This window comes from Bradyrhizobium sp. Kon56 (assembly GCF_055807635.1).
This window is the reverse complement of the sequence record NZ_JBVVOU010000005.1, coordinates 301,986-324,414: the sequence shown is the minus strand read 5'-3', so window position 1 is coordinate 324,414 and position 22,429 is coordinate 301,986. Positions and strand designations below refer to the sequence as shown.

General features: G+C 63.9%; 21 protein-coding genes. 10 read left to right on the top strand and 11 right to left on the bottom strand.

The features are described 5' to 3' along the window. The first annotated feature begins 160 nt into the window (after positions 1 to 160). Genes AC0L3B_RS11290 through AC0L3B_RS11280 form a run of 3 tightly spaced genes read left to right on the top strand, consistent with a single transcriptional unit; the run spans position 161 to position 2,785 of the window. Positions 161 to 487 (top strand): rhodanese-like domain-containing protein, encoded by a 327-nt coding sequence (locus tag AC0L3B_RS11290; protein WP_247391225.1) that lies wholly within the window; start codon positions 161 to 163, stop codon positions 485 to 487. Between the two features lie 8 nt (positions 488 to 495). Beyond that, positions 496 to 1,674, top strand: coding sequence for an aminotransferase (locus tag AC0L3B_RS11285; RefSeq protein ID WP_085395866.1), 1,179 nt, complete (start codon positions 496 to 498; stop codon positions 1,672 to 1,674). Positions 1,675 to 1,678: 4 nt separating this feature from the next. Next, positions 1,679 to 2,785: a polyamine ABC transporter substrate-binding protein gene (locus AC0L3B_RS11280; protein ID WP_473380396.1), complete on the top strand. Its 1,107-nt coding sequence runs from the start codon at positions 1,679 to 1,681 to the stop codon at positions 2,783 to 2,785. A gap of 13 nt (positions 2,786 to 2,798) precedes the next feature. Here AC0L3B_RS11280 and AC0L3B_RS11275 read toward each other — a convergent pair whose 3' ends face one another. From AC0L3B_RS11275 to AC0L3B_RS11250, 6 genes are all read right to left on the bottom strand, one after another. Next, positions 2,799 to 3,731, bottom strand: a complete 933-nt coding sequence (locus AC0L3B_RS11275; protein WP_018459334.1) for a lipid A biosynthesis lauroyl acyltransferase — start codon at positions 3,729 to 3,731, stop codon at positions 2,799 to 2,801. A gap of 8 nt (positions 3,732 to 3,739) precedes the next feature. Next, on the bottom strand, positions 3,740 to 5,017 hold the full coding sequence (locus AC0L3B_RS11270) for a beta-ketoacyl-ACP synthase (protein WP_018459333.1): 1,278 nt from the start codon (positions 5,015 to 5,017) through the stop codon (positions 3,740 to 3,742). A gap of 99 nt (positions 5,018 to 5,116) precedes the next feature. Further along, entirely contained in the window at positions 5,117 to 6,322 is a 1,206-nt protein-coding gene (locus AC0L3B_RS11265; protein ID WP_085362160.1) for a beta-ketoacyl-ACP synthase, read from the bottom strand. Beyond that, positions 6,319 to 6,789 (bottom strand): 3-hydroxyacyl-ACP dehydratase FabZ family protein, encoded by a 471-nt coding sequence (locus AC0L3B_RS11260; RefSeq protein WP_085352753.1) that lies wholly within the window; start codon positions 6,787 to 6,789, stop codon positions 6,319 to 6,321. Before AC0L3B_RS11260 ends, AC0L3B_RS11265 begins: the two co-directional genes overlap by 4 nt. Before the next feature lie 10 nt (positions 6,790 to 6,799). Continuing rightward, entirely contained in the window at positions 6,800 to 7,087 is a 288-nt protein-coding gene (locus AC0L3B_RS11255) for an acyl carrier protein (RefSeq protein ID WP_007592476.1), read from the bottom strand. 249 nt (positions 7,088 to 7,336) lie between these two features. Beyond that, complete coding sequence (locus tag AC0L3B_RS11250; protein ID WP_085352754.1) at positions 7,337 to 7,678, bottom strand: hypothetical protein; 342 nt, start codon at positions 7,676 to 7,678, stop codon at positions 7,337 to 7,339. A 271-nt stretch (positions 7,679 to 7,949) separates the two neighbouring features. On the opposite strand from AC0L3B_RS11250, the gene AC0L3B_RS11245 reads away from it, so the two are divergent. Continuing rightward, the gene (locus AC0L3B_RS11245; protein ID WP_063992858.1) at positions 7,950 to 8,573 is read left to right on the top strand and encodes a ParB-like protein; all 624 of its coding nucleotides are present in this window, start codon (positions 7,950 to 7,952) and stop codon (positions 8,571 to 8,573) included. A gap of 150 nt (positions 8,574 to 8,723) precedes the next feature. After that, positions 8,724 to 8,867: a hypothetical protein gene (locus AC0L3B_RS11240; RefSeq protein ID WP_162847291.1), complete on the top strand. Its 144-nt coding sequence runs from the start codon at positions 8,724 to 8,726 to the stop codon at positions 8,865 to 8,867. A gap of 17 nt (positions 8,868 to 8,884) precedes the next feature. Here AC0L3B_RS11240 and AC0L3B_RS11235 read toward each other — a convergent pair whose 3' ends face one another. The 3 genes from AC0L3B_RS11235 to AC0L3B_RS11225 all read right to left on the bottom strand — a co-directional run bounded on the left by AC0L3B_RS11235 (position 8,885) and on the right by AC0L3B_RS11225 (position 12,441). Then, positions 8,885 to 9,826: a hypothetical protein gene (locus tag AC0L3B_RS11235; RefSeq protein WP_473380395.1), complete on the bottom strand. Its 942-nt coding sequence runs from the start codon at positions 9,824 to 9,826 to the stop codon at positions 8,885 to 8,887. A 193-nt stretch (positions 9,827 to 10,019) separates the two neighbouring features. Continuing rightward, positions 10,020 to 10,598, bottom strand: coding sequence for a peroxidase-related enzyme (locus tag AC0L3B_RS11230; RefSeq protein WP_204510910.1), 579 nt, complete (start codon positions 10,596 to 10,598; stop codon positions 10,020 to 10,022). A 103-nt stretch (positions 10,599 to 10,701) separates the two neighbouring features. Continuing rightward, positions 10,702 to 12,441, bottom strand: coding sequence for an ATP-binding protein (locus AC0L3B_RS11225; RefSeq protein ID WP_204510911.1), 1,740 nt, complete (start codon positions 12,439 to 12,441; stop codon positions 10,702 to 10,704). Between the two features lie 435 nt (positions 12,442 to 12,876). Between AC0L3B_RS11225 and AC0L3B_RS11220 the strand changes: the two genes are divergently transcribed. Further along, positions 12,877 to 13,839: a catechol 2,3-dioxygenase gene (locus AC0L3B_RS11220; protein ID WP_085353038.1), complete on the top strand. Its 963-nt coding sequence runs from the start codon at positions 12,877 to 12,879 to the stop codon at positions 13,837 to 13,839. A 3-nt stretch (positions 13,840 to 13,842) separates the two neighbouring features. Here AC0L3B_RS11220 and AC0L3B_RS11215 read toward each other — a convergent pair whose 3' ends face one another. Next, positions 13,843 to 17,373 (bottom strand): molybdopterin cofactor-binding domain-containing protein, encoded by a 3,531-nt coding sequence (locus AC0L3B_RS11215; RefSeq protein WP_473380394.1) that lies wholly within the window; start codon positions 17,371 to 17,373, stop codon positions 13,843 to 13,845. Next, positions 17,373 to 17,855 carry a (2Fe-2S)-binding protein gene (locus AC0L3B_RS11210; protein WP_247398296.1) on the bottom strand — a complete coding sequence of 161 codons (483 nt, stop codon included), beginning with the start codon at positions 17,853 to 17,855 and terminating at the stop codon, positions 17,373 to 17,375. Before AC0L3B_RS11210 ends, AC0L3B_RS11215 begins: the two co-directional genes overlap by 1 nt. A gap of 281 nt (positions 17,856 to 18,136) precedes the next feature. On the opposite strand from AC0L3B_RS11210, the gene AC0L3B_RS11205 reads away from it, so the two are divergent. The 4 genes from AC0L3B_RS11205 to AC0L3B_RS11190 are packed head-to-tail and all read left to right on the top strand — an operon-like array spanning position 18,137 to position 22,326. Continuing rightward, positions 18,137 to 19,594: a 6-hydroxynicotinate reductase gene (locus tag AC0L3B_RS11205; RefSeq protein WP_473380393.1), complete on the top strand. Its 1,458-nt coding sequence runs from the start codon at positions 18,137 to 18,139 to the stop codon at positions 19,592 to 19,594. Then, complete coding sequence (locus tag AC0L3B_RS11200) at positions 19,591 to 20,487, top strand: UPF0280 family protein (protein WP_473380392.1); 897 nt, start codon at positions 19,591 to 19,593, stop codon at positions 20,485 to 20,487. Before AC0L3B_RS11205 ends, AC0L3B_RS11200 begins: the two co-directional genes overlap by 4 nt. Positions 20,488 to 20,514: 27 nt before the next feature. Then, a complete protein-coding gene (locus tag AC0L3B_RS11195; protein WP_085352760.1) occupies positions 20,515 to 21,099 on the top strand; it encodes an amino acid synthesis family protein in 585 nt (194 codons plus the stop codon). A gap of 24 nt (positions 21,100 to 21,123) precedes the next feature. Beyond that, complete coding sequence (locus tag AC0L3B_RS11190; RefSeq protein ID WP_085352761.1) at positions 21,124 to 22,326, top strand: ABC transporter substrate-binding protein; 1,203 nt, start codon at positions 21,124 to 21,126, stop codon at positions 22,324 to 22,326. Positions 22,327 to 22,429 lie beyond the last annotated feature (103 nt).

The window sequence follows — 22,429 nt, the reverse complement described above, 5'->3', positions numbered from 1 at the left end:
GATCCTCCGTTGGAAGGTCGCGCTTCAAGTCGCTGCGATTTAGCTTTAACTTGCGCAAGGCAGCTCAAGCCTTTGTAGCGCTTGATTTTCGCGGGCCAAGAGGCGAGGTTGCCGGCCGCCGGGATCGCCCCGGCAGCGGCCCGCGACGTTGGAGGATGATGTGGCAAATCAAGTACAGGATCTGACCCCGGACGAGGTCTCCAAGGGTGTTGCGGAAGGGCGCTATCTCCTCGTCGACGTGCGCGAGCCGAACGAGGTCGAGGCCGAGGCTTATCCCTACGGCGTGGTCGTGCCGCTCGCGACCTTCGATCCCAAAGCGATCCCCGATCCGGAGGGTAAGGAGGTCGTGTTCGCCTGCCGCTCGGGCAAGCGTTCGGTGACGGCCTCACTGGCGGCGCAGGCCGCGGGCCTGCCTTACGACAAACATCTGGCCGGCGGCATGCTGGGCTGGAAGGCGGCGGGTCTTCCCAGCAAGGTCGGCGGCTGACCCCGCCGATGTCCAAGAGCTCGTCCCTCAACAAGGTCTTCGCAGACCTTCCCGTCACCATCTTCGAGGCGATGTCGCAGGCTGCGCGCGACAATGCCGCCATCAATCTTGGGCAGGGCTTTCCCGACGATCCCGGGCCCGAGGACATCCGCCGCGCCGCGGCCGAGGCCTCGCTGAACGGCTACAACCAGTACCCGTCGATGATGGGCCTGCCGGAACTCCGTCAGGCGATCGCGACCCATTACGGCCACTGGCACGGCCTCGAGCTCGATCCGATGAGCGAGGTGATGGTGACCTCCGGCGGCACCGAGGCCCTGACCTCGGCCATCCTCGCCGTGGTCCAGCCCGGTGACGAGGTGGTGTGCTTCCAGCCGGTGTACGATTCCTATCTGCCGATTATCCGCCAGGCCGGCGGCATTCCGCGCCTGGTCCGGCTCGAGCCGCCGCATTGGCGGCTGAATGAGGACATGCTGAAAAGTGTCTTCAATTCAAAGACCAAGGCGGTGCTTTTCAACAACCCCCTGAATCCGTCCGCGGTGGTGTTTCCGCGGGAGGACCTCGAGCTGCTGGCGCGCTACTGCCAGGAGTTCGACGTCATCGCGATCTGCGACGAGGTCTGGGAGCACGTCACTTTCGACGAGCACAAGCACATCCCGCTGATCACCATCCCCGGCATGCGCGACCGCACCATCAAGGTCGGCTCGGCCGGCAAGATCTTCTCGTTGACAGGCTGGAAGATCGGCTTCGTGTGCGCCGCGCCGCCGTTGCTGCGCGTTGCCGCCAAGGTGCACCAGTTCCTGACCTTCACCACCGCGCCGAACCTCCAGGCCGCCGTCGCCTACGGCCTCGGCAAGCCCGACGAGTATTTCCTGTCGATGCGCAAGGACCTGACGCGGAGCAGGGACCGCCTCGCCAAGGGCCTGGAGAGCCTCGGCTTCCCCGTGCTGAAGTCGCAGGGCACCTACTTCCTCACCGTCGACCTGTCCCCGCTCGGGCTGAACGAGAGCGACACCGAGTTCTGCTGGCGGATCGTGAAGGACTACAAGGTCGCGGCTATCCCGGTCTCGGCCTTCTACGAGCAGGACCCTGTGACCTCGGTGGTGCGCTTCTGCTTTGCCAAGAAGGACGAGACGCTCGACACCGCACTGGAGCGACTGTCGGACGCGGTGCGCGGGCGCAAGAGGTAGGGAGATGACCAACGTCAGCCGCTGTGGTTTTGGCCTTGCGATCGCCGCCGCGCTGACGTTGCTCTCCGCTCCTGCCGGGGCCGAGGAGCGGGTCGTCAACTTCTACAATTGGTCGAACTACGTGGCGCCCGACGTTCTCGAGGCCTTCACCAGGGAGACCGGCATCAAGGTGGTCTACGACACGTTTGACGCCAACGAGACGCTGGAGACGCGCCTGATGGCCGGCAAATCCGGCTATGACGTCGTGGTGCCCACCGCCTATTTCCTCCAGCGCCAGATCAAGGCCAACATCTTCCAGAAGCTCGACAAGTCGAAGCTGCCGAACCTGGCCAATGACTGGCCGGTGGTGACCGAACGTCTCGCGATCTACGACCCCGGCAACGTCTACGCCGTCAATTACATGTGGGGCACGACCGGCATCGGCTACAACGTCGCCAAGTTGAAGCAGATTCTCGGAGCGGATGCCAAGATTGACAGCTGGGACATCGTGTTCAAGCCGGAGAACCTCGCGAAATTCAAAGACTGCGGCGTCCACATGCTGGATTCCGCCGACGACATCTTTCCGGCGGCGTTGAACTATCTCGGGCTTGATCCGAACTCGACCAAGCAGGCCGACCTCGAAAAGGCCGCCGATGTCGTCACCAAGGTGCGGCCCTCCGTGCGCAAGTTTCATTCGTCCGAATATCTGAGCGCGCTCGCCACCGGCGAGATCTGCTTCGTGGTCGGCTGGTCCGGCGACATCATGCAGGCCCGCGCCCGCGCTGCCGAAGCCAAAAGCGGCATCGAGATCGGCTACGCCATCCCGAAGGAGGGCGCGCAGATGTTCTTCGATAATTTCGCGATCCCCGCGGATGCCAGGAACGTCAGCGAAGCCTACGAGCTGATCAACTATCTCTACCGTCCGGACGTGGCCGCCAGGAATACGGACTTCCTGTCCTACGCCAATGGCAACCTCGCCAGCCAGAAACTGGTCGATCCGAAAATCTTGAGCGACAAGAACATCTATCCGGACGAGGCGACGCTCGCAAAGCTGTTCGTCATCACGGCGCGTGAGCCCGCGACCCAGCGGGTCATCAATAGGCTTTGGACCAGGGTGAAGACGGGGCGGTAAGCACTACTGTCCGCTACCGCCACCTTCGGTGCAGCCACAGCCACTGCTCCGGATGCTCGCGGACCCAGCCTTCCACCACGCTCGTGATCGCCTGCGTGGTGCCCTGGATGTCGATCTTGCCGTCGGCGTCGCGCACCGGGTGGACCTCTTCGGTGATCTCGGCGGTGAAGCGGCCGCCGGGCAGGCGGATGACGCGGACGCCGTGGATCGGGCATTCGACCTGTCGTAACAGGCGCGCCAGCATCGGATTGGCGCGGGTCTTGCGGCCGAAGAAGGTGACCTCGACTCCGCCGGTCAGATACTGGTCGATCAGCATCGCGACGTGCTTGCCGTCCTTGAGCGCCTGGGCAAGCCGCAGCGGCGCGTCGCGCCCCGCCGGGATCAGCGTGCCCATGTTGACCTGTCGCATCTCCTGGATGATGCGGTCGGCGGAGGCGATATTCGGGCGGCGGTAGAGGATCGCTGCATCGAGCCCGTGTGCGACCGCGGCGAGCGCCGGTAATTCCCAATTGGCCAAATGCGCGGCGAAGATCAACGCCGGCTTGCCGTCGTCGCGGATTTGATCGAACAGCTCGATGCTGCGGCTGGGCAGTTCGATCCGACTGTTTTCTGGATGATCGCGGTCGTAATCCCAGACCTGGTCCATATGGGCGAATTCGGCGCCGACGCGACCGAGATTGTCCCAGACGCCCATCAGGATGGCTTCGATTTCCTCGGGCGACTTGTCCGGAAACGCCGCGGTGAGATTGGCGCGGCCGATGCGGTGCTCGCGCAGGCGCGGGCCGATCAGTTTGGTGACGCGTGCGAAAAAGTCCGAGGTCTTGGCTGGATCGAAATAACGCGTGGTGCGCAACATGCCGACGGTGGCAGCGCCGATCAGCCCTCCACCGATCGACTTTGCCGTCTGCCGCGCGCGGGCCTTCGTCCTCGCCGGAAGCAGCGCCATGCGTCCGGTCAGGCCGGTTCGCGGGTCAGGATCAGCGAGGCGTTCTGGCCGCCGAACCCGAACGAGTTCGACATCACCGCGGTGACGCGGGCATCGCGTGCCTTGTTGCCGACGACGTCGAACAGGATCGTGGGATCCGGATTGTCGTAGTTGATCGTCGGCGGGATACGCTGATGCTCCAGCGTCAGCAGCGAGAAGATCGCCTCGACCGCGCCCGCGGCCGAGATGGTGTGGCCGACCATCGACTTGTTGGAGGTGACCGGAATCTTCGAGACGAGCTCGCCGAACACGGCCGATGTCGTATTGTACTCCATCTTGTCGTTCTCGGGCGTCGCGGTGCCGTGCGCGTTGATGTGGTCGATCTGATCCGGCGTCATGCCGGCATCGGCCAGCGTCTTGTTCATGCAGCCGATGATCGGCTTGCCGTCGGGCGAGGAGCGGGTGCGATGGAAGGAATCGGTGAGCTCGCCGCAGCCGGCGATTACGCCGAGTATTTTTGCGCCGCGCGCGGTGGCGGCTTCATAGCTTTCGAGCACCAGCGCACCGGCGCCTTCGGCCATGACAAAACCGTCGCGGTTCTTGGAGAAGGGACGGGAGGCCGCCTGCGGCGGGTCGTTCTGGGTCGAAAGCGCCGAGAGCAGCGAGAAGCGCACCAGCGCCTCCGGATTCACGGTGCCGTCGGTCGCCACGCACAGCGCGGCATCGGTCTCGCCGCGGCGGATCGCCTCGACGCCGAGCTGAATCGAGGTCGCGCCCGAAGCGCAGGCCGTCGACAACGAGATCGGCGAGCCCTTGGTGCCGAAGGTCTCGGCGAGGTAGGCCGCGACCGAACCGAACATGAAGCGGTGGTGATAGGCGCTGTACTTGCCGCCACCGGAGATGCGCAGCAGATCGTCGTAATTGAAGTCGGGTTTGCCGACGGCGCGGCCGAGTTCGCGGCGCTGCGGCCATTCGACTTCGACCGGTGCGACCGCAAGAAAGAGAGGACCCGGGAAATCCGCCTTGGTGCCGATCCCGGCCTGGTCCAGCGCTTCCTGCGTCACCAGTTCCGCCATCCGTTCGGACAGGCCGGTGGAGGAGAACGGATCGACGCTGACGAAATCCACCGTGCCGGCCATCGTGGTTTTGAGGCCGTCGACCGGAAAGCGCGTGATGGTGCGGATGCCGGATTCGCCGGCGACGAGCTTCGCCCAATTGTCGGTCTTGCCGTTGCCGAGCGAGGTCATGATGCCCATGCCGGTGACGACGACGACGGGACGCCCGAGTTTGTCGCGTGGTGCAGTCATGTCGATCCCCGCTTGAGCTGGAGCATGATCCGAAAAAGCGTGACGCGGTTTTCCGAGAAGATCATACCCAAACAATAACCTGCCAAAGCGTAACGCGCTTTAGCTTACTGCCTCGACCAGCGCCATGCCTTCGCCGCGCCAGTGTCCGGCCCCCACCACCACAATCTGGGTGGGCGCTCCCTGCATTTCAATCTCGGTGCCCGTGGAATCGTTCGGCGGAAACAGCGCGCCGCGAGAGATCGACAGCGCGGCGAGCGCGATGCCGAGCGGGAATTGCGTCTCCATGGTGTGGCCGAACATCGTGCCGGTCGAGCGCACCGGGAAATCGGCGTGGCCCTTCAGGAAGGCGCGCTCTTCTGATGTCGCAGGCTCCGCGCCGGTCGCGCCGGATATGATCGCGCCCTTGCCGTCGCGCTTCGGCAACTTTGCCCAAAGCTTCTCCAGCGTCGCGGCCATGTCGCCGGGGGTCTTACGACGGGCAAGGTCGGCAACGACGCTCGACAGCTTTGCGAATGGTTTTGCGCCGCGCGCTTCCGCATGGGCCTTCGATTCCAGCACCAGGAACGCGCCAGCCGAGCCGAGCGCGAAGCCGGCGTGGTCCTTGCGCGCCCACACGGGGGCGAACTTGTCCTTCAGATTGAAGTCGCCGAATTCGTAGAGGACCATCAGGTCCTTGCGCTCGCCATTGTGCGAGCCGCCGATCAGCGCGATGTCGCTCTCGCCGGAGGCGATGCGCGACAATGCAATGCGGGCGGCATCGGCGCCGGCAACCTCTTCACCCATGAAGGTGCGCGAGGTGCCGCCAATGCCGTGCACGATGGCGATGTTGCCGGCGAGCAGGTTGGAGAGCTGGGCCAGGAACAGCGTCGGCCTGAGATCGCTCATCAGCCGCTCATTGAGGAAGCCGGGCGCGTTGGCGCCCTTGGCCTCGGCCGTGAGCACGCCGGTGTCGACGTTGAGATCGCGTTCACCGCCGCCGGCGGCGACCACCATGTCGATCTTCGACAGGATGTCCTTGTTGCCCTTGATCCCGGCGGAGTCGAGCGCAAGCCCGGCCGCATAGGTGCCGATGCGCTGCCAGGCTTCCATCTGGCGCTGGTCGCCCTTCTTGGGGATCTGGCTGTCGAAGGTGACAGGCATCAGGGGGTGCACAATGTAGGGTGCAAAGCCCTTCTCGTCGACATTGATGCGCTTCTCCTGAAGCGCGGCCCAGTTGGCGTCCAGGCCCTCGCCGAGCGAGGTGGCCAGGCCAATGCCGGTGATCCAGACTTCCGTCTGGGCAGGCTTCGAAGCAGTCTCGGTCATGGCAATACGGCCTGTTGCGGAAAGCCGACGCGTTTGGCGACCGCGTCCATGTGGGCGCGCATATCCGCATGGGGAAAGGGAATCTGCGTGAAGGTCAGCGTCGAATTCGCGCGCAGCTTGCCGCCGACCTTGATCTTGGCTTCGGTCACGGCGTAGCCTGAGCCCTGATGGGCCAGGCTCGCCTCGATGCTCATGAGATCGCCGGGGAAGACCGAGCCGCGGACCTTGGCCTCCTTGACGGCAGCCAGGATCGGCATACGCTCGAATTTGAGCACGCCAAGCTGAAGCCAGCCCGAGGCCTGCGCCATCGATTCGATCAGGAGCACGCCGGGCATCAGGGGATAGCCCGGGAAGTGCCCTTCGAAGATGGTGCTCTCCATCGGGACCTGAGCCTCGACAACAATCGTCTTCGCGTCGACGTTGAGGTCGACGACGCGATCTATCATGTGGAAGTATTCGAGTTGCATGACCGCGCGCTTAGGCGCTCGCGCCCTTGGCCGCAACCAGTTCGTCGATGCGGGCGCACAGGTTTTTCAGCACGAAATACTGCTCGGTGGTCGCTTTGCCGTCGTTAACCTCCTGAGTCCACTTTTCCAGCGGCAGCTTGATACCGAACTGCTTGTCGATCGCGAACGCGATGTCCAGGAAATCGAGGCTGTCGATGCCGAGGTCATCGATGGCATGGCTATCCGGCGTGATCGTGTCGCGCGGGATGTCGCAGGTTTCAGCGATGATCGTAGCGACCTGATCGAATGTGGAGGACATCACTAAGCCTTTGATATATTGCAGATGTTTGTCAGATTTTCCAGAGTGGAACGATGGGTGGGCATCGCGCCCCGATGACGCCCTCAACCCCCCTCTGGCCGGGTCGAAAGCCCGTATATCGGAGCGCCGCCCTGAGTTCAATGGAGCCGGACGGGTGTGGGGACCGGGCTGGGGACGCCCCGGCTGAGCCGTTTCGGCCGAAGGAGCGCCAGCGGGCCTACCAGACGTCTTGCTTACCAGATGTCCTGCCTAGATGTGCGGCGTCGTGATCTTGACGCAGTCGCGGCGGCCCATCAGCACGCAATCCTGGGTCCGGCGCAGGTCGGCGATGCTCACCGCGAGCCAGATCCCGATCGCGGTCAGTGCGATGGTGAAGGCCAGCGCCGCGATATTGGCGAGCATGCGACGGCGGAAATCGTCCGGTTCGGTGCGGGGCTCCTCGTAGCGCGACAGGTCGAGCCGCTCGGGCGCGACGCGCAATTGCTGCACGCTAGCGTTGCCGCGGTGGGCCGTCGGGGAAGGCGAGGTGCGCGGCCTGAACTGGAGCACCCGGTGCTCGTCATCCGAGCTTATGGGCCGCTGGGTTGTCATGGTGCAGGGATCACTCCGAAGCAGCGATTTTTAGATAGCATACGTAGTGAACGCGTTGCAGAAAATTTTCTCAACGCGCACGTGCATTGCGCGTTCGCACTATCCTGCAGGACTGCGAACGAAGGACCGTGGAACCGTGGTCGTTCCGGGCCTGCAGAGGGTGCGATGCAATAATATCCACCGAGCCGAATGCATTTGCCGGCGCGGTGCCCATGACATAGTCCAGGGAACCTGACCACGCAGCTGCAACCATGTTAGGGGCCTTTCGACCATGACCAATACGCGCGAACCGAGAGTGCATCCGGTGTCGATCCTGTCGCTGCGGCCGACGCAGATGACGGTCGGGATGCGCGAGGTCAAGGAGAAGCGCAAGCGCTGGCGCGAGCACGACAAGAAGAAGCAGGCCGATCTGCTCGGCAAGCATATGATCCCCGTCGTGCACGGCCCCGACGAGCGCTATTACGTGATCGACCATCATCATCTCGGTCGCGCGCTGCACGACGAGGGCGTCAAGGAGGTGCTGGTCACCATTGTCGGCGACCTCAGGATGGTCGAGCGCGAAGCGTTCTGGGGCGTGATGGACAACAAGCGCTGGGTTTACCCCTACGACGCCAAGGGCGAACGGCGACCATTCCGCGATTTGCCCAAATCCGTCGTCGACCTCAAGGACGATCCTTTCCGGAGCCTTGCCGGCGAACTGCGCCGCATGGGCGGCTTCGCCAAGGACACCACGCCCTTCTCCGAATTCCTGTGGGCCGACTATCTGCGTCGAAAGCTGTCGCGCAAGGCTGTGGATGCCAATTTCGACAAGGCGCTCGAGAAGGCGATGTCCTCAGCCAAGAGCAAGGATGCGATCTATTTGCCCGGCTGGTGTGGGCCAGCGGACGATGATTAGGCGCAACGCTCGCAGCAGCGAGGCATGCGGCTCCGCAAACCGGATCTGATCACAGCCTCTTGAGCGAAACCATCTTCCGTCCGCACGAAGCAGTGCTGAAACCAAGCCGTGCCATCTGTTGGAATTGTCGAGCTCACACAGGAGGCCGAAATGCGCCGTCTGGTTTTCGCCGTTGCCCTGCTCGTGGTCGCTTCAGCCGGGATCTCGGCGTCGTTTGCCGCAGTTCACCATGCCAAGACGTTGACTTTTTCCGAGCGCTTTGCCCCGGCGCTCGAGTTGATGGCGCAGCGCTAGGACAGGTTCACGCCAGTTCAACCAGCAGCGTCGCGATCGATTTTGCGCAACCGCACAAAGGCGGCCCAGGCCCGCGGATAATCCTTGTCCGCGGGATCAATCGTAAGTAGCGCGCGGCATGCTTCCTTGATCTCCTCGGGCGAAGGACGCTTGGCCGGAACCCCGGATGATTTGGCCTCCTCCCAGCGAGCCTCGATGCCTTTCGCAAACGCCAGGGCCTCGGCGCTCGTCCGCTTCTGCGCCGATTTCGCCAGCGGATGGTCCGAGGGGAAGTTCGGCCATGCAGCCGGCGGCTGATCGACACGCCACGTCAGTTCATCTGCTTGTCGCGCCTCCACGCCCGAACCTGAATGCTGTGCTGCTGGCGCCCATCCTGCCCCTGCCGAGGCTGGCGAACCCGATGAGCCGGCTGATCTCCGCGGGACCGCCGAACCTGGCGCGACCGCCGCTGTCTGTGCGGCCAGCTGGCCAAGCTGTTGTTCCATCGTTCCGCCGCTGGACTTGGGGATGACTTTTTCGATGGTCTTGATCATCGACAGCGCGCCTGGCGATATCAGCGTGTTCTGGTCGGCAATTTTGTCGTCGGCCGCGCCCGGGCAGGGCTTGTAAGCAGAGCGCTGCGACGTCATCCGGCCGTCGTCGTCGATACGGGCAAAATCGATCGCGACGGTGTAAACGAACGCGGCCTCGGCATACTGCCTCTCCTTGTCCATCGCTTTTACGGAGCCGCATACGTATCTTGCCTGGTCTGCATCGATCGTTCGCAGGCCGTTGAAGTGAGCTGAATTCGGCGCAACGAGGACGCGCAAGACGGCAGCCCGCGCCTTGCCATGCTCCGATTCGAACATGCTCCATATCTCGTTCGCGTTGATGATCTCCGGCTGATAGTTCCATGCGTATCCGGCCGCGAAGAATGCCGTGCCAATACAGGTCGCGATAACAAATGCCCGCACGTTCATGAGAAGCCCCCCAACAGGCACGGCTCATCCGCGTCTCCGGGGACGGAAACTGCGCAAGCCAAGGCGTTTGTGCTAGTTGAGGGTGAGATTCTTAATTAAACGTGTGCGATTGCGAAAACACAGAGTTCCCGTCAAGCGGGAACTCATCCGCTGCATTGTGGCGATGCGTTCCTTCCGCGCTCGCGGCGGTCGGTCATTTCTTCGGCAGCCGTCCCATCAGATAGAATTCGTCGTTCGGCCGCATGCCGGTGAAATTCGCCAGCCGGTTCGACAGTGCGAAGAAGGCGGAGATTGCGGCGATGTCCCAGATGTCGTCCTCGCTGAAGCCATGCGGCGCGAGCGCAGTGAAATCGTCCTCGGAAATCCGCTGCGCATCGGCCGAGACCTTCATCGCGAAGTCGAGCATCGCCTTTTGCCGCGGCGTGATGTCGGCCTTGCGGTAGTTCGTGGCGATCTGGTCGGCGATCAGCGGGTTCTTGGCACGGATACGCAGGATCGCGCCATGCGCGATCACGCAATACTGGCACTGATTGGCTGCCGAGGTCGCGACCACGATCATCTCGCGTTCGGCTTTGCTGAGGCCGCCGTCCTTCTCCATCAGTGCGTCGTGGTAGGCGAAGAAGGCGCGGAACTCGTCCGGGCGGTAGGCCAGCGTCAAAAACACGTTCGGCACGAAGCCGCTCTTCTCCTGGACGGCGAGGAGACGCGTGCGGATGTCGTCAGGGAGCGCATCGAGGGCGGGAGCGGCGAAGCGTTGCACAGGCTTTGTCATGGGCATGGATTCCGGCTTGGGGCCGGCAACCTTAGTCGATGCGGGTGCCATGCTCAACGTGACGCCAGGCTCGCAATGCCGGCGCTGGAAAACAAGCGTCGCTTTACCGCAGCGGCTTTTTCAGCAGCGAGAAGCGGTCCGGATCCAACCCCATCGACGGTTGCAGCATCGGGGCTTCGATGCTGGAGAGCGTCTTCGCGGGCGGCGCCGAGAACACCGGATCGTTCGGCACGTCGCGCTGCGAGGTGGCACCGCGCCAGCGCTCGAGCACGGCGCCGACGAAATGCATGTCGTGACCGGAGGTGACGGAGGGCACGCTGCTGATGGTGGCTTCGCCGCGCGGCAATTGATGCGGCGGCACCTCCTTGAAGCGCAGCCGCGTCGGCAGCGCGACACCTTCGCCGAATGCCAGCACTTCTCGGGTGCCGAGCGAGGGCACGAACGAAAGCAGGTTCGCGGCCGCATCCGACACCGCGGCGCGCAGCAGCGCCTGGTCGCGCTCGTTGGCAAGGCGCATCGTGAACAGCGTGTTGCACTGGGAGATGATGGTGGCGTCGAGCTCGGCCGGACGCTGGGTGATGAGGCCGAGATAGACGCCGTATTTGCGGCCTTCCTTGGCGATGCGCGACACCGCCTTGCGGGTCGGCCCGAAGCCGACATTGCGATCGGCCGAGGCGTAGCGGTGAGCCTCCTCACAGACGAACAGCATCGGCGAAACGCCATCGCTCCACAAGCCGAAGTCGAAGGCCATGCGGCAGAGCACCGAGACGACGGAATCGATGACCTCGGCCGGGAAGCCGGCGAGCTGCATCACCGTCATCGGTTTGCCGTTGGCCGGCAGGCGGAACAGATGACTGATCACCTCGGCCATGGTGTCACCGCCGACATTGGCGTTGTCGAACATGAAGGCGTAGCGCGGGTCGTTGCGGACCGCCTCGATGCGGGAGATCAGCTTGTGATAGATGATGCGCGAGGAGCGGTTCTCGAGCTTGCCCATGCGCTCGTCGATCAGCGACATCAGATCGACCAGGCGATAGGGCACCGGCGTATCGACGGTGTAGCCGATCTGCTTGGGATCGATGCGCTTCAGGCCAATGCGGTCGGCGTTCTGGTACTGGGTGTAGACGCCCTTGGCGAGCGGAATGACCTCGGCGAGGACGTCGAGCTCCTCAGGCACGCCGGCGCGGCCGCCGAACAGCACGTCGACGATTTCCTCGAAATTGAACAGCCAGAACGGCAGTTTCAGATTGCGCGGGTTGAGCACCAGCGCGCGGTCGCCGAAGCAGCGGCCATATTCGTTGTGCACATCGAGCAGGAAGATGCGCAGGTTCGGGCGTGCCTTGAGGATCTCGTTGAGCAACAGCGACACACCGGTCGATTTGCCGACGCCGGTCGATCCCAGCACTGCAAAGTGCTTGGAGAGCATTTCCTCGATGTCGACATAGGCGACGACGGAGCTGTCCTGCTGAAGGAAGCCGACATTGATCTGGTCGGAACCGGTGGGCGCGTAGATCGTGCGCAGCTCCTGGCTCGTGATCAGGTCGACCGAATCGCCGATGGTCGGATAGTTGGTGACGCCGCGCTGGAATTTGGCCTTGCCGGTCGCGTTGAGGATTTCGCCCAGCAGGTCGACCGAGGCGATGGCGATCAGATTGTCGTTGCTCGAGAGGTTCTCGCAGGACACCTCGGTGATCATGGCGACGATGACCGAGCTGGCGCAGCGGATACTGACGAAGCGGCCGACGGTGGCCCGAACTTCCGAGACCGGCATGCGGCTTTCAGCCAGCAGCCCGACCCGGGCGAGCGATCCGCGAACCGAAATCACGCGTCCAAAGGATGTCACAATGAATGAACCTGGCAAGAGCAACGGGTTGCCCGGACTATGCACGGCCGTCGCTGGACAAACGGTTAAGCGGCAGGCGCCGGCGCTTCGTTAAATCCGCGACAATTCGGGTGCGAGGTTTGTTCCCAATACATACTCCCTGGCAGTAGCGGCGGAAAATGCTGCTTTTTCCCGGCCGACGGGCGAGAGTGCTTAAGAGAGATTTTACCATTCGGGCAGTCGGTCCGCGGTTCCGGGACGGGTTGGTCATCCCGGATGGCCCGTCATCCGTTCCGGGCGGCGATGTTTGATTTGTTGACGGGACCTAATGATTTGTACATTGGTACAAATAAACCGGCGGCCTTGTGCCGCCCACCGGCGCGTGAGTGGATTGCAGCCTGTGCCAGATCGCGGGATCCGGTCCAGCGGATCGCAAGCCACATCTTGGAGGACACCATGCAGCCCGAACCGATCCTCGATCTCGCTCATCTCGGCCACATGGAGCTGTTGACACCCAAGCCGGACGAGAGCCTGAAATTCTTCGTCGACGTGATGGGCATGACCGTCAGCGGACAAAAGGGCGAGTCGGTCTATTTGCGCGGCTGGGACGATTACGAGCGCTATTCGCTCAAACTGACGGCGTCGAAGACATCGGGCATGGAGCACATGGCGTTACGTGCGCGCAGCCAGCAGGCGCTGGAGCGTCGCGTCGCGGCGCTGAAAGGGTCCGGCTTCGACATCGGCTGGATCGACGGCGACATGGGGCAGGGGCCGACCTTCCGCTGCCGCGATCCCGATGGACACATCGTCGAGCTCTACTACGAGACCGAATGGTATCAGGCGCCGCCCGAGCTGAAGCCCGCACTGAAGAACCAGGCGCAGCGCTTTCCCGCGCGCGGCGTCAATGTCCGCCGCCTCGATCACCTCAATTGCCTCGCCGTGGACATCAAGGCCAACCGGGAGTTCTTCGAGAATTATCTCGGCTGCCGCCTCACCGAGCAGATCGTGCTGAACGACGGCCGCGAAGCGGCGATGTGGCTGACGATGTCGAACAAGAGCTACGATTTCGCCTATTCGCTCGACCATTCCGGCACGGCCGGCCGCTTCCACCATGTCACTTACGCGCTCGACAGCCGCGAAGAGATTCTGCGCGCTGCCGACATCTTCCTGGAGAACGGCATCCACATCGAGACCGGCCCGCACAAGCACGCGATCCAGCAGACCTTCTTCCTCTATGTCTACGAGCCCGGCGGCAACCGCGTCGAAGTCGCCAATGCCGGCGCGCGCCTCATCCTCGCGCCCGACTGGAAGCCGATCGTGTGGACGGAAGACGAACGCAAGAAGGGGCAGGCGTGGGGCCTCAAGACGATCGAGTCGTTTCACACGCACGGCACGCCGCCGGTGCAGCACAAGAAGTAGCGCTCAGTTCGCGGCGGCTCTCACACGCGCAATCGTCTCCTTCACACCGATCCATGCTGGCCTGTCGGGTGCGAACTGCTTGCGCAGGAAGGTGACCAGCTCCTCGACCTGCGCATCGCTCATGCTGTTCTTGAAGGCCGGCATATAGCCGAGATTGCTCGACACCGGCTCGGCGATGCCGTGCAGGATGATTTGCACGAGATTGTCCGATGTGGCGCTGTGCAGGTTGCTGTTGAGGGCGAGCGAGGGGCGGCTGCCGAACAGCGCCAGGCCGCCGACCTCGTGGCAGACGGCGCAGGCGCCCTGATAGAGGCGCGCGCCGGTTGAGGACGCCATCGTGACTTGCGTTGAAGCTTCTAGCTTCAGAGCGATCGCATCCTGCGCTTTCCTATCGGTCGCGGTGTCATTGAACGAGTTGAGATAGACGGCCATGGCGCGGATGTCCTGGTCGGGCAGGGCCGCCAGATCCCTGACGATCGGCGCCATCGGCCCAGCGGCGACGCCATGATATCGCGAGTGGCCCGTGCGCAAATAGGCGAAAAGCTCGTCTTCGTTCCACGGGATCGGCGCTTGCGACAGCGACGTCAGCGGCGGCGCCTCCCAGCCCTCGGCAAAACCGCCGGCGAGATAGGCGTCACGCTGCTCGGCGCCGAGCGTGTTGCGCGGCGAATGGCAGGCGCTGCAATGGCCGAGACCTTCGACGAGATAAGCGCCGCGATTCCAGACCTTGGATTTCGCGGGATCAGGCTTGAACTCTCGCGTCTGGTGGAACAGCGCATTCCATCCGGCAAGTAGCGGGCGGAGATTGAACGGAAAGGCGAGCGTATTCGCAGGCTGCGTCGCGCGCACCGCAGGCTGTGCCATTAGATAGGCATAAAGCGCCTGCATGTCGGCATCGCCAGTCTTCGAAAAGTGCGTGTAGGGGAAGGCGGGATAGAGTTGCCGTCCGTCGCGATGCAGCCCGTCGCGCATCGCGCGCTCGAATGCGGGATAGGACCAGGCGCCGATGCCGGTCTCGACGTCGGGCGTGATGTTGGTCGCGTAGATCGTGCCGAACGGCGTCTCCAGCGCGCGGCCACCGGCGTTGAGCGCACCGCCGATCATGGTGTGGCACTCCGCGCAATTGCCGAGTGCGGCCAGTTGTTGCCCGCGCGCGATCGTCGCTGCGGAATAGACCGATGGGTCTGGCCGCGCGATCGGTGCGATGGCGCGGCCGGGCAAAACAGCCGCACCGATGCCAATCGCCGCGGTGCAGACGGCCGCGACCGTCGCGAAGATGCCGGCGCGTTTGGCGAATGGATTCTCCCAGATACGGGATGGTTGTGGCGCAGCGGGAGCGGGCAGCGCCTGCGGCGTGGCCGGCCCGCCGCCGTGCAGCCCGTTGAGGATACGCTCAGGCGTGAACGGCGGCTCGCGAAATCGCACGCCGGTGGCATCGAAGATCGCGTTCGCAATCGCAGCCGCGCTCGGGACCGAGGCGGATTCGCCGACGCCGAGCGGCGGCTGGTCCGGCCGCGGCAGCAACAACACGTCGATCTTGGGCACGTCAGGGAAGGGGATGATCGGATAGGCGCCCCATTCCCGCGCCGCGACTGCGCCGCGCTCGAACGAGACCTCCTCCATCAGTGCGCGGCTGGTGGACTGGATGACGTTGCCATGGATCTGGTGGCGCACACCGTCCGGGTTGATCATCAATCCGGAGTCCTGCCCAGCAACCACGCGCGTCACGCTGACCTCGCCGGTCGACTTGTTCACGGCAACGTCGGTGACCCAGGCCGACCAAGCCGCGCCATAGCCGGGGAATTTGCTGTGGACGTAGAGCGCATAGGCAAAGCCGCGCCCATGCACGATCTCGCCGTCTTTCTCTTCGCGCACCGGCCGCGGCGTCCAGCCCGCGCGCTCGGCGACAGCATGGACGAGATCGACGGCGCGCTGGTCCTTCAGGTAACGCAGACGATATTCGACCGGGTCAACCCCGGCCTCGGTCGCGGCCTCGTCGATATAGGATTCATGCGCAAAGGTGTTGGGCAGGGCCGAGACGCCGCGAAACCAGGACGCGCGCACGATCGGCGCCATGTCGTGGGCGACGACGCGCATGTGGCCGTAATCGTAAGGCGGGATCGCGGTGCGGTCGCCCATCTGGAGGACGTCCGGCCTCGGCGATATCCGTCCCGTCAGCAACAGCGCCAACGTCGGCGCGGCATTCGACGGATAGCGCGTAGCGAGATCGTAGGCAGCGACGTCGCCCGCCGCATCCAGGCCGCCATTGACGTCGATGAGCTGCGCGGCGCCTTTGGGCTCCCAGGCGTGTTCCTGCTCGCGCGTCAGCTGTACGCGCACGGGCCGGCCGACCGCGCGCGAGAGCAACAAAGCGTCCGCGGTGACATCGTCGGCGCAGTTGCGGCCGTAGCATCCGGCGGCCTCCAACCTGATGACCTCGATCTCGCTCTCGGGACGCTCGATCAGCAGTGACAGGTCTGCGCGCAGCACGTGCGGGTTCTGCGTGCCCGACCAGACACGGATGTTGCCGTCCTGGAAGTCGGCGACCGCGCAGGACGGGCCGATCGAGGCATGCATCTGATATGGCCAGACGTAAGTGCGCCGCATCGGTTTGGCCGCGCCGGCAATGGCAGCATCGACATCGCCCTTGTCGATCAGCGTGCGCGGCGTGGACGGGTTGGCACGAAGCGCCGTCTCGACGTCGGCGAGATCGGTCAGTTCAGGCGTCGGTCGCCAGCTCACCGCAAGCTGCTCCGCCGCGCGGATCGCGTTCTCCTCGCGCTCCGCGACGATTCCGACGAAATCGCCGATGCGTACGACGGCCATGATGCCGGGAATGTCGCGCACCGAGGATTCATCGACCGAAATCAGGCTGGTGCCGACGAACGGGCCGGCGTCGACGCCGGCATAGGGCGGGCGCACCACGCGGCCGTGCAGCATGCCCGGCATACGGATGTCGTGCACGAACGTCAGCTCGCCCGTGGCCTTGGCGGGCAGGTCGACGCGTGGCATCGATTGGCCGACAATGGCGTAATCGCCGACCGGCTTGACGGCGACGTCGTCGGCAAGCTCGAGACGAATGGTCTCTCCGCCGATCAACTCGCCATAGCTGACGCTGCGATTGTCGTGCCCGCGCACGAGGCCGTCTTCGATCCTGAGATCGGCTGCCGGCAGCTCCAGGCGCTCGGCCGCACGTGCGATCAGGAAGTGACGCGCCTGCGCGGCGGCTTTGCGCAGGGGAACGGCAGTGATCTGAATGGTCTCGCTTGCGATCGTGGCGCCCTGGTTCGGCACCGTTGCGGTGTCGCCGAGCACCACGACGAGGCGGGCAAAGGAGACGTCGAGCTCTTCAGCCACGATCTGGCCAAGCGCCGTGCGGATGCCGGTGCCGAGATCGACATGACCATTGTAGGCTGTGACCGAACCGTCCGCGGTGATGCGGACGAAGGTCTCGGATGTGCACTCGTCCACCGTGCGGACGACGACGAGCGAGCCGGATTGCAGCTCAGCTCCGTTCGGATGCGGGGAGGCCATCAATCACCGGCCTCGGCAAGCTGACCAGACGCACGCATCACGGCGCGAAGGATTTCGATATGCGTGCCGCAGCGACAGAGATTGTAGCGCAGCGCCGCCAGCGCCTCCTGTTCGGTGGGCTGAGGGTTGATCGCAAGCAGCGCTTTGGTGGTCATGATCATGCCGTTGAGACAATAGCCGCATTGCGCGGCCTGCTCGTCGATGAAGGCCTGCTGCACCACATCCGGCTTGTCGCGGGTACCGAGCCCCTCGAGCGTCACGATGTCGCGGCCGGCGCAGCCACTGATCGGAATGACGCAGGAGCGCGCCGCCGCGCCATCGATCAGGACAGTGCAGGTGCCGCATTCACCGAGGCCGCATCCGTATTTCGCACCGTTGAGCGCGAGATCGTTGCGCAGCACGTAGAGCAGCGGCGTGTCTCGCGCCGCAGTGATCTCGTGGATTCTGCCGTTCACGGTGATGCGGATCGGTGTCTGCGTCATCCTCGTTCCCAAGTCGAGTCGTTGAGCGCCGCGGCCAAGGCTTCGCGAATTCCAAGTCCGCGCAAAATCTACGTTGCGACGATACCGTTTGTACACAAACGTGCAAGCCAGACATGCCGCAGTGCAGCGCGAGTGCCTTCTTTGTGGACAGGGCGGATAGGCAAATGAGGTTTTATGCGGCAGGCGTATGTTTTGCGCCGCACCGCCGCTTGACAGTCATCGGGAGGGCGCGCAACATCGTTCGTGTACAAATGATAACTGCACTGTCGGCTGGCTTTGACATGGTGACTGAACCTACGAGCGCCGCCATCGACAAGATCCGCTGCGATGCGTGTCCGGTGATGTGCTACATCAAGCCGGGCGCGGCGGGCGCCTGCGACCGCTATGCCAATCACGACGGCAAGCTCGTCCGCGTCGATCCGCATGTGATCCTGGAGCGCACCGTGTCGCATGGCGGCAAGCTCGTTCCGTTCAGCCGCACCGAAGATTGGGACGGCAAGATCGTCCACGAGCCTTCCACCTTTGTAACGGCGATCGGCGCGGGGACGACCTATCCCGACTACAAGCCGGCGCCGTTCATCGTCTCGGCGGAGGTCGACGGCGTCGACATGGTGACTGTCGTCACCGAGGGCATCTTCTCGTACTGCGGCATCAAGGTGAAGATCGACACCGACCGCTATCTCGGGCCGGAGACGGCGACCGTCCGTGCACAAGGCGAGGCGGTCGGTCATGTCACCACCAGCGAATACGGTTCGCAGATGCTGTCGCTCGGCGGCGTGCACCATCTGACCGGCGGCTCCAAGAAGGAAGGCCGCGTCACCTGCGACACGCTGATGGACCTCGCAAATTGCAAGGCGGTCGAACTCACCATCGACGGCGGCGCGAGCGTGGTGGTGCAGGCCGGCCAGCCGCCGATCGTCAACGGCATGAAAGAAGAGCGCATGCGCGTCGGCTGCGGCTCGGCGACGATCGGCATGTTCGCCAAGCAATGGCACGGCAAAGTCGACGAGGTCGTCGTGGTCGACGACCATATCACCGGCGTGCTCTCGGAGCACCAGGCCGGCAAGCTGCTCGACATCGCCGACACAGGCATCAAGATGAAGGGGCGCCGCTCGACGCCCGGCCGCTATTTCCAGGTCGCCGATCCCGGCACGGGTTGGGGCGGCACCAATATCTCCGATCCGCTCGCAATCCTGGGACCGTTCGACGCGAAGGAGGCCAGGCCTGGCCTCTCGATGCTGATGGTCTCCACGACGGGCGAGCATTCGTCCTATTACGTGCTCGACGAAGCCTTGAAGCCGGTCGAGACCGAGATGCCGGATGACCTCAAGTTTTCGGTCGAGCGCATTCAGGAGAATTGCGAACCGGCGCTGTGTACGGTGCTGTTCATGGCGGGCGCCGGTGGTTCCTTGCGGGCGGGCGTGACCGACAATCCGGTGCGGCTGACGCGCTCGGTGAAGGACGCGCTGACGCGCGTCACCAGTGGCGGCGCGCCGGTCTATGTTTGGCCGGGCGGCGGCATCACCTACATGGTCGACGTGACGCAGATGCCGGCGGGGGCATTCGGTTACGTGCCGACGCCCGCGCTGGTGGCGCCGATCGAATTCACGATGAAGCTGTCGGACTATGCGGCGCTCGGCGGGCACATGGATTATGTGAAGCCGCTCGCCGAAGTTCAGGGCGGCGACGATGTCCGCCAATTGCCCTGGCAGAACCCGATCCCGGGACCCCGGGCATGACAAGGCTCCCGCAAATCGCGTTGCTGTCTGACGGCCGGCGGCTGCATTTGCAGGATGGACCGATTGACCTGATCGTCGAGGCGAGGGGGGCGGCCGACGCAGTGCGCGAGGCCTATAAGGCTGCGGCCGAACGGTTCACCGGGCTTCTCGACGAGCTCTGCGCGGAACTGCCGGAACTGCGGACCGTTGTCGAGGAGCGGACCTCGTTGAGAGGCGTTGTGGCGCATCGCATGCACGCCGCGGTGGCGCCCTATGCCGGTGATGGCTTCATCACGCCGATGGCCGCTGTGGCAGGCAGCGTGGCGGAGGAGGTGTTGGGAGCAATGCTGAACGCTGCGGCGCTCGATCGGGCCTATGTCAACAATGGCGGAGACATTGCCCTGCATCTCGGCGAGGGCGAGCATTTTTCGGTCGGCCTGATGGACCGGCCCGATCGCGACGGCGTGATGCGGATAATCAGGGTGGACGCCGATGATCCCGTGCGTGGCATTGCGACCAGCGGACGGCACGGCCGCAGCTTTTCCCTCGGGATTGCCGATGCGGTGACCGTGCTGGCCGGAACGGCGTCGCAAGCCGACGCGGCCGCGACGATCGTTGCGAACGCCGTCGATCTGCCGGAGCATCCCGCCATCATCCGAAAACCTGCGAACGAACTTCAGCCCGACAGCGATCTTGGCGCGCGGCTCGTGACCCGCAACGTTGGTGGATTGTCGCAGAACGAGATCACCACCGCGCTCGAATCTGGCGCGGAATGTGCACGGCAATTATTCGATCGCGGATTGATCGAGGGTGCCGTGTTGCAGCTTTGTGGTGATATGATTGTCATCGGGACCAAGGATATTGAACGGCAACGATCGCGCCCGCTTGTACAAGAGAACGCGGTCCATGCCTGAACTGGGAAGCGGTTTGAGGAAACAATCATGAGCGCGATCATCCGCAAGATCGTCACCGTCGTCGAAGAGACGCAGATGGAGATGGGCCGCCAGGTCTCACCGCCGACGCGGCGTGCGGCGGCGATCGCCGTGATCGAGAATCCGTTTGCTGGAAAGTATGTCGAGGATCTCTCGCCGCTGATCGCGATTGGCGAGGAGCTCGGCGAGCTGCTCTCGAAGCGCGCGGTGGCGGCGCTCGGCATCGACGGGTCCAAGGCGCAGAGCTATGGCAAGGCCGCGGCCGTCGGCGAGAATGGCGAGCTGGAGCATGCAGCCGCCATCCTTCACCCGAAAATGGGCGCGCCGGTGCGTAAAGTGCTGGGCAAAGGCGCTGCGCTGATCCCGTCGTCGAAGAAGCGCAGTGGACCCGGCACGACGCTGGACGTTCCGCTGGGCCACAAGGATGCAGCCTTCGTGCGCAGTCATTTCGATGGCATGGAAGTGCAGATCAACGACGCGCCGCGCGCCAACGAGATCATGGTCGCGGTCGCCGTCACCGACAGTGGCCGTCCTTTGCCGCGCGTCGGCGGGCTGACCGTTGCGGAGATCAAGGGCGAAGACGGACTGCGTTAATCTTTTCAGAAAGTGGAGGTTGGGATGCGAGCAAAGAACTATTTTGTCGGGGCGGCGTTCGCGCTGTTGGCAAGCGGCATGGCTCATTCGGCCCTTGCGCAGGACATCAAGATCGGCGAGATCAACAGCTACTCGCTGCTGCCGGCGTTCACTGAGCCCTATCGCAAGGGCTGGCAGCTCGCGGTCGAAGAGATCAATGCGGCCGGCGGCATCAACGGCAAGAAGCTCATCGTCGTCTCCAAGGACGATGGTGGCAAGCCGGCAGATGCGCAGACCGCGGCCAACGAGCTGGTGTCGAGCGAGGGCGTGGCGATGCTGACGGGTACGTTCCTGTCGAACATCGGTCTTGCGGTCAGCGACTTCGCCAACCAGAAGAAGGTGTTCTTTCTGGCGGCCGAGCCTCTGACGGACGCCATCACCTGGTCGAAAGGCAACAAGTACACGTTCCGACTGCGTCCTTCGAACTACATGCAGGCCGCGATGCTGGTGGAAGCGGCCAGCAAGCTGCCCGCAAAGCGCTGGGCGACGATCGCGCCGAACTATGAATACGGCCAGTCCGCGGTCGCGGTGTTCAAGAAGCTGATGTCGGAGAAGCGGCCCGACATCCAGTGGGTCGATGAGCAGTGGCCGCCGCAGGGCAAGATCGACGCCGGTCCGGTAGTGCAGGCGGTTGCCGCGGCCAATCCCGAAGCGATCCTCAACGTCACCTTCGGCGCCGATCTCGTCAAGCTCGTGCGCGAAGGCAACACCCGCGGCCTGTTCAAGGGACGCGAGGTCGTCTCCTTCCTCACCGGTGAGCCGGAATATCTCGATCCACTCAAGGAGGAGACACCCGAGGGTTGGATCGTCACCGGCTATCCCTGGTACTCGATCAAGACGCCCGAGCACGACGCGTTCCTGAAGGCCTATCAGGCCAAGTACAACGACTATCCGCGCCTCGGCTCGATCGTTGGCTACCAGACCATCAAGTCGGCGGCGGCGATCCTGGCGAAGGCCAATTCGACCGATCCCGAGAAGCTGATCACTGCGGCGGAAGGACTTTCGATGCCGTCGCCGCTGGGCGAGATCACCTTCCGCAAGATCGATCACCAGTCGACGCTCGGTGCCTATGTCGGCAAGACCGCGCTGAAGGAAGGTAAGGGCGTGATGGTGGACTCGTCTTACAAGAAGGGCGCGGACTATCTACCAAGCGATGCCGAAGTCGAGAAGCTGCGTCCGAAGGATTGATCCAAAGTGAGACCGGGGCCTCGTGGTTCGAGACGCGCGGCGCAGCCGCGCTCCTCACCATGAGGGTCCCGGACCTCATCCTGAGGAGGCGCGTAGCGCCGTC

Excerpts from the sequence above, each read along its gene's own strand:
- AC0L3B_RS11285 (WP_085395866.1), top strand. The coding sequence starts at position 496 with ATGTCCAAGAGCTCGTCCCTCAACAAGGTCTTCGCAGACCTTCCCGTC.
- AC0L3B_RS11280 (WP_473380396.1), top strand. The coding sequence starts at position 1,679 with ATGACCAACGTCAGCCGCTGTGGTTTTGGCCTTGCGATCGCCGCCGCG.
- AC0L3B_RS11275 (WP_018459334.1), bottom strand. The coding sequence starts at position 3,731 with ATGGCGCTGCTTCCGGCGAGGACGAAGGCCCGCGCGCGGCAGACGGCA.
- AC0L3B_RS11270 (WP_018459333.1), bottom strand. The coding sequence starts at position 5,017 with ATGACTGCACCACGCGACAAACTCGGGCGTCCCGTCGTCGTCGTCACC.
- AC0L3B_RS11265 (WP_085362160.1), bottom strand. The coding sequence starts at position 6,322 with ATGACCGAGACTGCTTCGAAGCCTGCCCAGACGGAAGTCTGGATCACC.
- AC0L3B_RS11260 (WP_085352753.1), bottom strand. The coding sequence starts at position 6,789 with ATGCAACTCGAATACTTCCACATGATAGATCGCGTCGTCGACCTCAAC.
- AC0L3B_RS11255 (WP_007592476.1), bottom strand. The coding sequence starts at position 7,087 with ATGTCCTCCACATTCGATCAGGTCGCTACGATCATCGCTGAAACCTGC.
- AC0L3B_RS11250 (WP_085352754.1), bottom strand. The coding sequence starts at position 7,678 with ATGACAACCCAGCGGCCCATAAGCTCGGATGACGAGCACCGGGTGCTC.
- AC0L3B_RS11245 (WP_063992858.1), top strand. The coding sequence starts at position 7,950 with ATGACCAATACGCGCGAACCGAGAGTGCATCCGGTGTCGATCCTGTCG.
- AC0L3B_RS11240 (WP_162847291.1), top strand. The coding sequence starts at position 8,724 with ATGCGCCGTCTGGTTTTCGCCGTTGCCCTGCTCGTGGTCGCTTCAGCC.
- AC0L3B_RS11235 (WP_473380395.1), bottom strand. The coding sequence starts at position 9,826 with ATGAACGTGCGGGCATTTGTTATCGCGACCTGTATTGGCACGGCATTC.
- AC0L3B_RS11230 (WP_204510910.1), bottom strand. The coding sequence starts at position 10,598 with ATGACAAAGCCTGTGCAACGCTTCGCCGCTCCCGCCCTCGATGCGCTC.
- AC0L3B_RS11220 (WP_085353038.1), top strand. The coding sequence starts at position 12,877 with ATGCAGCCCGAACCGATCCTCGATCTCGCTCATCTCGGCCACATGGAG.
- AC0L3B_RS11215 (WP_473380394.1), bottom strand. The coding sequence starts at position 17,373 with ATGGCCTCCCCGCATCCGAACGGAGCTGAGCTGCAATCCGGCTCGCTC.
- AC0L3B_RS11210 (WP_247398296.1), bottom strand. The coding sequence starts at position 17,855 with ATGACGCAGACACCGATCCGCATCACCGTGAACGGCAGAATCCACGAG.
- AC0L3B_RS11205 (WP_473380393.1), top strand. The coding sequence starts at position 18,137 with ATGGTGACTGAACCTACGAGCGCCGCCATCGACAAGATCCGCTGCGAT.
- AC0L3B_RS11200 (WP_473380392.1), top strand. The coding sequence starts at position 19,591 with ATGACAAGGCTCCCGCAAATCGCGTTGCTGTCTGACGGCCGGCGGCTG.
- AC0L3B_RS11195 (WP_085352760.1), top strand. The coding sequence starts at position 20,515 with ATGAGCGCGATCATCCGCAAGATCGTCACCGTCGTCGAAGAGACGCAG.
- AC0L3B_RS11190 (WP_085352761.1), top strand. The coding sequence starts at position 21,124 with ATGCGAGCAAAGAACTATTTTGTCGGGGCGGCGTTCGCGCTGTTGGCA.